The following is a 7,474-nucleotide window of genomic DNA, read 5'->3' as shown; positions in this document are numbered from 1 at the left end:
CCTACGCCATGATACGTTGTGACGGGCCTGTTCCGCAGAGGCGCGGCCGATTACCGCCAGACCTCCCGGCGCTCTGTGCGGCCCATCAGCCAGTCCACCGACACCCCGTAAAAGTCCGCCATGTTCCGCAGATTGTCAAACCCCGGCTTCTGTTCGCCCTTTTCAAAGCGCTGGTATTGACGGGCGGCCATGGAAAGCGCCTCGCCTACCTGCTTCTGTGTCAACCCCCGCTCTTGGCGCAGGGCATAGAGCTTCTCACAAAATTGCATCTTTTCCTCTTTTCTCTTGACACGACCTTTTAGTAGTGTTATTATGATGACGACTTAAAGGACGTTAGGAGGTGATTTTCATGTCCCCTGCGATGGAAGAACTCTATCAATATTTCGTCGGCCATCCGAACCCCCGGCACTGGCCGGAGGAGCTGCGGGACAGCCCCGTGCTGGGCCACGGACAGTACGCCTTCTCCGAGGGGTTGCGGCTGGGCTTCCTGCTGGCCGTGGAGTGCATGGGCCCGGAGTTACTGCGGCCCTAAGTTGCCCTCTTTCCAGTGCTTGCGGCACAGGCCGATGTACTTGTCGTTGGCCCCCAGCACCACCTGCTCGCCCTCCTTGATGACGTGGCCGCTCTCGTCAAAGCGGGCGTTGCACAGGGCCTTCTTGCCGCACCAGCAGATGGTCTTGACCTCCTCGATCACGTCCGCCGTGGCCAGCAGCTCCGCCGAGCCGGGGAACAGCTCCCCCTTGAAGTCGGTGCGCAGGCCGTAGCAGATGACGGGGATGTTCCAGTCGTCCACCAGATCGGTGAGGTAGCGCACCTCGTCCCGGGTGAGGAACTGGGCCTCGTCCACGATGATGCAGGCGTAGGGCTTGAGCTGGCGGGGCGTCATCTCCATCAGGTCGGAGAAGTAGATACACGGGTGGCTCAGCCCCGCCCGGGAGGCCACAAACCGGGCCCCGTCCCGCTGATCCACCGCGGGCTTGACCAGCAGGGCGTCCTGGCCCCGCTCCTCGTAGTTGTAGCGCACCATCAGCGCGTTGGCCGTCTTGCTGGAGCCCATGACCCCGTAGCGGAAATAGAGTTTTGCCATGTCGGTGTTCCTCCCGCGTCACATCAGTTTTTTCAAAATGCCCAGGTGCTTTTTCCCATAGGGCGGATAGCGGACGGGAATGTCCAGCCGCCCTTTTTTGAGTACGCTCTTTTCGTGGGTGAAGGCGTCGAAGCCCGCCTTGCCGTGGCAGGCGCCCATGCCGCTGTTCCCCACCCCGCCGAAGGGGAGGCGGGGGTCGGCCAGGTGCACCACCGTGTCGTTGACGCACCCGCCCCCAAAGGGCAGGGCCTCCAGCACCGCCCGCTCGACGGAGCGGCTCCGGGTGAACAGGTAGAGGGCCAGCGGGCGGGGCTTCTGCCTCTGGGCCTCCACCAGCTCCGGCAGGCTCCGGTAGAGCAGCACAGGCAGGATGGGGCCGAAGATCTCCTCCTCCAGCACCGGGCTGCCCTCCGGCACGTCCACCAGCACCGTGGGGGCGATGCGCAGGCCCTCCGGGTCGGTCTGCCCGCCCACGGCGATCCGCCCGCCGGACAGCAGCCCGGCCAGACGGTCGAAGTGCCGCCGGTTGACGATGCGGGGCAGCTCCTCCCCGGCCAGGGGATTCGCGCCGTAAAAGCGGGTGATCTGCCGGGCCAGGGCGGCCACGAAGGGCTCCGCCATCCCCTCCGGCACCCAGACGTGGTCCGGAGCCACGCAGGTCTGCCCCGCGTTGAGAAACTTGCCCCAGGCGATGCGGGCCGCGGCCAGCTCCACATCGGCGTCGGGGGCCAGAATCACCGGCGACCTGCCCCCCAGCTCCAGGGTGACGGGGGTGAGGTGCTCCGCCGCCGCGGCCATGACCTTTTTCCCCACCGCCGGGCTGCCGGTGAAGAAGATCACGTCGAAGGGCTTGTCCACCAGGGCCTCCGCCTCCTCCCGTCCCCCCTCGGCCACGGTGATATAATCCGGCGGGAACACCCGCCCCAGCACTTCCGCCAGGGCGCGGGCGGAGGCGGGGGCGTCCTCCCCCGGCTTCACCACCGCCGTGCACCCCGCCGCGATGGCGGACACCAGGGGGGCCAGGGTGAGAAGCAGAGGGTAGTTCCACGGGGCGAGGATCAGCGACACGCCGTAGGGCTCCCGGTACACAGTGCCCACGGAGGGGAACTGGGACAGGGGGGCAGGGTGCCGGACGGGACGGGCCCACTTTTTCAGATGCCCGCGGGCAAAGCGCAGCTCCGCCAGGGTGGGGCCCAGCTCGCTCATATACCCCTCGTAGGGGGATTTGTTGAGATCTGCCTTCAGCGCCTCCAGCAGCTCCCCCTCCCACCGGGTGAGGGCCAACTCCAGCCGGGTGAGCATCTCCCGGCGGAACCGGAGGGGCCGGGTGGCCCCGCTGTCAAAATACCGCCGCTGGGCGGCCAGTACATCCTCCATGGCGCTCTCCTTCACAGCCGGGCCTCCACCGCCCCGGCGAAGGCCTGAAAGGCGTTGGGCACGGCGTAATCCCGCTCCAGGGCGGCCCGGTCGGCCCACACCCACCCCTCCGGCAGCTCCGGCGAGGCGGCCTCCACGATTTGGGCGGTCATGTGCCACTCGATATGGCTGAAGATATGCTTCCCCGCCGGGCCGCCGGATAACCCGGCCGCCTCCACCGGACAGGGGGCGGGGGAGAGCTCGTTGGGATACTCCCACAGGCCCGCCAGCAGGCCCCGCCCCGGCCGCCGCCGCAGGGCCACCTTCTTTCCCCAGAAGATCAGGAACACGGTCCGGTTCTCGATGCGCCGGGCCTTTTTTGCCGCCTTGACGGGCAGCTCCCCGGTGCGCTCCTCCCGCCGGGCGGTGCAGAAGTCCGCCGCCGGGCACCGGTCGCACAGGGGCGCGCCGTTGGGCAGGCACACCGTGGCCCCCAGCTCCATGAGGGCCTGGTTGAAGTCGCCGGGGGCGTCCACCGGAAGCACGGCCTGGAGGGCGGCGCGCATCCGGGCCTTGGTGTCCGGCCGGGCGATGTCGCCGCCGTCTCCGCTGATGCGGGCCACCACCCGCAGCACGTTGCCGTCCACCGCCGGAACGGGGACGCCGAAGGCGATGGAGGCGATGGCCCCCGCTGTGTACTCCCCCACGCCGGACAGGGTGAGAAGGCCCTCATAGGTGTCGGGGAACACCCCACCGAAGTCCTCCGCCACCTGACGGGCGGCTTTCTGGAGGTTGCGGGCGCGGTTGTAGTAGCCAAGGCCCTGCCACAGCTTCATGAGCCGGTCCTCCTCCACGGCCGCCAGATCGGCCACGGTGGGCAGGGCCTCCATGAAGCGGCGGTAGTAGTCCAGCACCGCCGCCACCCGGGTCTGCTGGAGCATGATCTCGCTGACCCACACGTGGTAGGGGGTGGGATCGCTCCGCCAGGGGAGCACCCGGGCGTTTTCGCGGTACCACTGGAGCAGGGGGATGGGAAGTTGGTCGAGTTGATTCAAAACAGGATTCCTCCGGGACCTCTTTTTTCTCTGACCCGGCTATTATATAATGAAGCCAAACTTTTTTCAAGAAACGCAATGAAAACGGCCCGCCGGTTTCTCTAATAGGCAGAAAGGGGGCGCCACCCTTGACCGAACAGGAATTCATTCAACAGGCGGAGGGCCTGAAAGGCCGGCTCTACCGCACCGCCTGGCTCTATCTGGGCAGCGAGGCCTGCGCTGTGGACGCGGTGGACGAGGCGGTCTACCAGGGCTTTCTCCACTACAAACGCCTCCGCCAGCCGGAGTATTTCGCCACCTGGATGACCCGCATCCTCATCAACGCCTGCAACGCCGAGCTGCGCCGCCGGAAGCGGGAGCTGGCGGTGGCCGAGCTGCCCGAGACCGCAGCGGAGGCCTTCGACGCGCTCCCCCTGCGGGAGGCCGTCGCACGCCTGCCCCGTGAGCTGCGGGCGGTGGTGGTACTGCGCTACTTCCAGGGCCTCACCCTGGCGGAGACCGCCCAGGCCCTGGACATCCCGCCGGGCACCGTATCCACCCGCCAGCGTAAGGCCCTGTCCCTGCTGAAGCTGCATCTGACCGAGGAGGTTTGAGCCATGGACCGCATGGAAGAATACAAGGCCCTCCGGGACGCGCCGGAGGAGCTGCCCCCCGCCCTGGATGGCGCCGTGGCCCGCGCCCGGGCCAGGGCCCGCCGCCGGAGGCTCTGGCGGCGGGTCAGCGCCCCCGCCGGGAGCGTGGCGGCGGTATTTGCCGCCTTCGTGCTCCTGGTGAACCTGTCCACCCCCTTCGCCCTGGCCTGCGGCAAAGTGCCCGTGCTCAAGGAGCTGGCCGCCGCCGTGGCCTTCTCTCCCAGCCTCAAGGCCGCTGTGGAAAACGACTATGTGCAGTATATCGGTCAGAGCGCCACGGACAACGGCATCACCGTCCATCTGGAGTACCTGATGGCCGACCAGGGCGGGCTGATGCTCTTCCTGTCCGTCTCCGGGCCGGAGGAGGCCACGTTCTTTATGCCCCGGGCAACGTTCACCACCCCCGACGGAGAAAGGCTGGAGGGCTGCTCCGTCCTGATGGACAGCGTGGCCCCCGGGGAGCTGTCCAACGCCATCACCGTGGCCTTTAACGGGGAGGAGGAGTCCCAGCTTCCGGAGTCCCTACGCCTGACCTGCGAGGTGCAGGCCCACATACCCGATGTCACCGATGCCGGGGAATGGACGGCGGACGCCGTGGTCACCTTCGACCTCCCCCTGGATCAGCGGTTCCGGGGCCAAGGCCGCACGGTGGAGGTGAACCGCTGGCTGGAGCTGGACGGCAACAACATCCGGATTGTGGATCTGGAGCTCTACCCCACCCACGCCCGGCTAAATCTGGAGCAGGACCCAGACAACGCAGAGGAGCTCCAGAGTCTGGACTTCTATCTGGAGGACAAGAAGGGCAACCGCTATGAGAAGGGCTCCGCCAGCGGCCTGACCGCCATGGGGGACTCCTACCTGTTCGAGAGCCCTTATTTCAGCGATCCGGACTCCCTCACCCTGCACATCACCAAGGCAGAGTGGCTGGAGAAGAGTCAGAAGTTTATCACTGTCAGCCTGAAAACAGGGGAGGCCCTGGAACCCATGCCGGGGGGCATGGAGATCAGCGCTATCCGCCTGGACGATACCACAGCCCAGGTGGCTTTCCTGGCCCCCATGCCTCCCGCCAGCAGCGAGACGAACCTGAACTTCTACCAGTTGGGCACCGGCTTCTATCGCACCCCTGACGGCACGGTAAAGAATACCGGCGGCCACAGCACCTATGCCAGTGACATTCTCTGGCGGAACACCCCCTATGAAACGCCCATTCCCGAGGGGTATTTCGTTGAAGAGTACACCATTGAGCACTGCTACTGGGACGTCATCTCCATGGAACTCTTTGCCTCCCGCCGCACCACCTTTGAAGTCCCCGTCGTCCTCACCCTGCAATAAGGCCCTTACGTTATCGGGCACCGGCCAGCAGCCGGTGCCCGATCGTCTTATTTCAGCAAGTCCTCCAGAAGCTCCACCGCTTCGTATACCATCCGGTCGCAGTGGCACTTGCGCTCCTCCCCCCGCTCCTTGGCCAGCCGGAGCAGATTGGCGCAGTCCAGGACCTGGTTTTTTTCCCGGAACCGGCGCATCAGCGCGGTGGCCTCATCGGCCCCCTTGCCCGCCAGCCCCAACACCATCAGTGCGCCGGTCACCGCGCCGCAGGTGGAGCCATGGCGCATGCCGGAGCCGAAGTTGGCCCCCAGCTTGAAGGCTGTCTCCTTATCCAGGCCGCACAAATCGGCGAAGGGCACCAAGACCGACTGGCAGCAGTTGTAGTGTACGTCCGTCCGGGCCCGCAGGGCCTCGGTCTCTTCCATCCTCGTCATACCAAACACTCCTTTCCTTTTTACCGGTCAATGACCATCTGCTTGTAGTCCAGATAGCGGAAGCCCATCCGCTCATACAGCCGGGCGGCCCGGTTCTCCCCGGTGACCTCCAGGCGGTAGCGGGCGCACTCAGGGTGCTGCTCCATGGCCCAGCGGATCACCTGCTCGCCGTAGCCCTTGCCCCGGCACTCGGGAGCCAGGTAGAGCTCATCCAGCAGCAGGTAGCGCCCGCCTACCTCAGCGGAATAGCCGATGCACATATAATGGTAGCCCACCGGGCGGCCGTCTTCCTCCAGCACCAGGCCCTGGATCAGCGGCTCGGCCGGGTCCACCGCCGCCTGAAAGGACCGGCGGAGAACGGCCGGGTCCACCTCATGCTCCACCGCCGGGCTGTGGTAGAACCGGTCCACCATCTCCATGACGGCCCCCTCGTCCGCCGCGGTCATCTCTCGAATGGAAATCATACGTCTTACTCCTTTTCATGTGATTCTCCGCCCCCTGGCGGGGCGCTCAGTTGAACATGTCACCGTGCTGGGCAAACAGGCGGCGCACCCGGCCCAGCAGCGGTGCGTGCTCCCGCCGGGATAGGCCGGGATCGGCCTCCAGCAGCTTCTGGGCGGCCTGCTGGGCCTCCTTGAGCACCCGCATGTCCGCCGCCAGATCGGCGATGCCAAGCTGGGGCAGGCCGTGCTGCCGCTGGCCGAAAAAGTCGCCGGGGCCGCGCAGCTTCAAGTCCTCCTCCGCGATGCGGAAGCCGTCGGCGGTTTTCGCCAGCACCCGCAGCCGCTCCCGGCTCTCGGCGCTGTGGGTGCTGGTCATCAGCACACAGTAGGACTGGTGCTTTCCCCGGCCCACCCGGCCCCGGAGCTGGTGGAGCTGGCTCAGGCCGAAGCGGTCGGCGTTCTCCACCACCATCAGCGCCGCGTTGGGCACGTCCACCCCCACCTCGATGACGGTGGTGGACACCAGCACGTCCAGCTCCCCCGCCGCGAAGGCGGTCATCGCCGCGTCCTTGTCCCTGGCCTTCATCTTACCGTGTACCAGCCCCACCCGCAGGTCGGGGAACACCTCGCTTTTGAGGTGTTCGGCATAGGGGACGGCCGCCTTGAGGCCCTCCCCGCCGGGCTCCCCGGGGGACTCCTCCCCCTCCTCCACGGCGGGGCAGACGAGATAGGCCTGCCGCCCCTGGCCCACCAGCTTCCGCACGAAGCGATACATCCGCTGCCGCTTGTCCTCCCCCACCACATAGGTCTCCACCGGCGTGCGGCCAGGGGGCAGCTCGTCGATCACCGACACCTCCAGATCCCCATAGATGATGAGGGCCAGGGTGCGGGGGATGGGGGTGGCGGACATGACCAGCACATGGGGCGTCCGCCCGGCCTTGGCTGCCAGGGCCGCGCGCTGGGCCACGCCGAAGCGGTGCTGCTCGTCGGTGATGGCCAGGGCCAGGTTGGAAAACACCACCCCCTCGCTCAGCAGGGCGTGGGTGCCGACCACCAGATCCACCTCCCCCGCCGCCAGGGCGGCGTAGAGCTCCTTCCGGGCCTTCCCCTTCACCGAGCCGGTGAGCAGGCCCACCCGCAC

General features: G+C 66.9%; 10 protein-coding genes. 3 read left to right on the top strand and 7 right to left on the bottom strand.

Annotated elements, in window-relative coordinates:
• Positions 1-50 precede the first annotated feature (50 nt).
• Positions 51-269, bottom strand: a complete 219-nt coding sequence (locus tag ACESY8_RS19155) for a helix-turn-helix domain-containing protein (RefSeq protein WP_021630680.1) — start codon at positions 267-269, stop codon at positions 51-53.
• Positions 270-349: 80 nt separating this feature from the next.
• On the opposite strand from ACESY8_RS19155, the gene ACESY8_RS19150 reads away from it, so the two are divergent.
• Positions 350-532 carry a hypothetical protein gene (locus tag ACESY8_RS19150; protein WP_021630679.1) on the top strand — a complete coding sequence of 61 codons (183 nt, stop codon included), beginning with the start codon at positions 350-352 and terminating at the stop codon, positions 530-532.
• On the opposite strand, the gene ACESY8_RS19145 is transcribed toward ACESY8_RS19150, so the two are convergent.
• From ACESY8_RS19145 to mutY, 3 genes are read right to left on the bottom strand one after another with little or no spacing between them, the layout of a single operon-like run.
• On the bottom strand, positions 518-1,087 hold the full coding sequence (locus ACESY8_RS19145; protein ID WP_007492156.1) for a thymidine kinase: 570 nt from the start codon (positions 1,085-1,087) through the stop codon (positions 518-520). The genes ACESY8_RS19150 and ACESY8_RS19145 overlap by 15 nt on opposite strands.
• An 18-nt stretch (positions 1,088-1,105) precedes the next feature.
• Positions 1,106-2,464, bottom strand: coding sequence for an aldehyde dehydrogenase (locus tag ACESY8_RS19140; RefSeq protein WP_009258849.1), 1,359 nt, complete (start codon positions 2,462-2,464; stop codon positions 1,106-1,108).
• Positions 2,465-2,475: 11 nt separating this feature from the next.
• Positions 2,476-3,498, bottom strand: a complete 1,023-nt coding sequence (gene mutY, locus ACESY8_RS19135) for an A/G-specific adenine glycosylase (protein ID WP_055181307.1) — start codon at positions 3,496-3,498, stop codon at positions 2,476-2,478.
• Between the two features lie 128 nt (positions 3,499-3,626).
• Between mutY and ACESY8_RS19130 the strand changes: the two genes are divergently transcribed.
• Together ACESY8_RS19130 and ACESY8_RS19125 are read left to right on the top strand one after the other, a co-directional pair.
• The gene (locus ACESY8_RS19130) at positions 3,627-4,091 is read left to right on the top strand and encodes a sigma-70 family RNA polymerase sigma factor (RefSeq protein ID WP_007492149.1); all 465 of its coding nucleotides are present in this window, start codon (positions 3,627-3,629) and stop codon (positions 4,089-4,091) included.
• Positions 4,092-4,094: 3 nt separating this feature from the next.
• Entirely contained in the window at positions 4,095-5,462 is a 1,368-nt protein-coding gene (locus ACESY8_RS19125; RefSeq protein ID WP_498794936.1) for a DUF4179 domain-containing protein, read from the top strand.
• A gap of 47 nt (positions 5,463-5,509) precedes the next feature.
• Here the strand turns inward: ACESY8_RS19125 and ACESY8_RS19120 are convergent, their stop codons facing one another.
• From ACESY8_RS19120 to ACESY8_RS19110, 3 genes are all read right to left on the bottom strand, one after another.
• Positions 5,510-5,890 (bottom strand): C-GCAxxG-C-C family protein, encoded by a 381-nt coding sequence (locus ACESY8_RS19120; protein ID WP_007492140.1) that lies wholly within the window; start codon positions 5,888-5,890, stop codon positions 5,510-5,512.
• A 20-nt stretch (positions 5,891-5,910) separates the two neighbouring features.
• Entirely contained in the window at positions 5,911-6,354 is a 444-nt protein-coding gene (locus ACESY8_RS19115; RefSeq protein WP_007492138.1) for a GNAT family N-acetyltransferase, read from the bottom strand.
• Positions 6,355-6,400: 46 nt separating this feature from the next.
• The coding region (locus tag ACESY8_RS19110; RefSeq protein ID WP_434307746.1) for an ATP-dependent DNA helicase RecG at positions 6,401-7,474 on the bottom strand (1,074 nt) is incomplete at its 5' end.

Source organism: Clostridium sp. ATCC BAA-442, from assembly GCF_964239415.1.
Taxonomy (GTDB): Bacteria; Bacillota; Clostridia; order Oscillospirales; family Oscillospiraceae; genus Flavonifractor; species Flavonifractor plautii.
The sequence above is the reverse complement of the archived record's forward strand: the minus strand, read 5'-3'. Positions and strand labels throughout refer to the sequence as shown.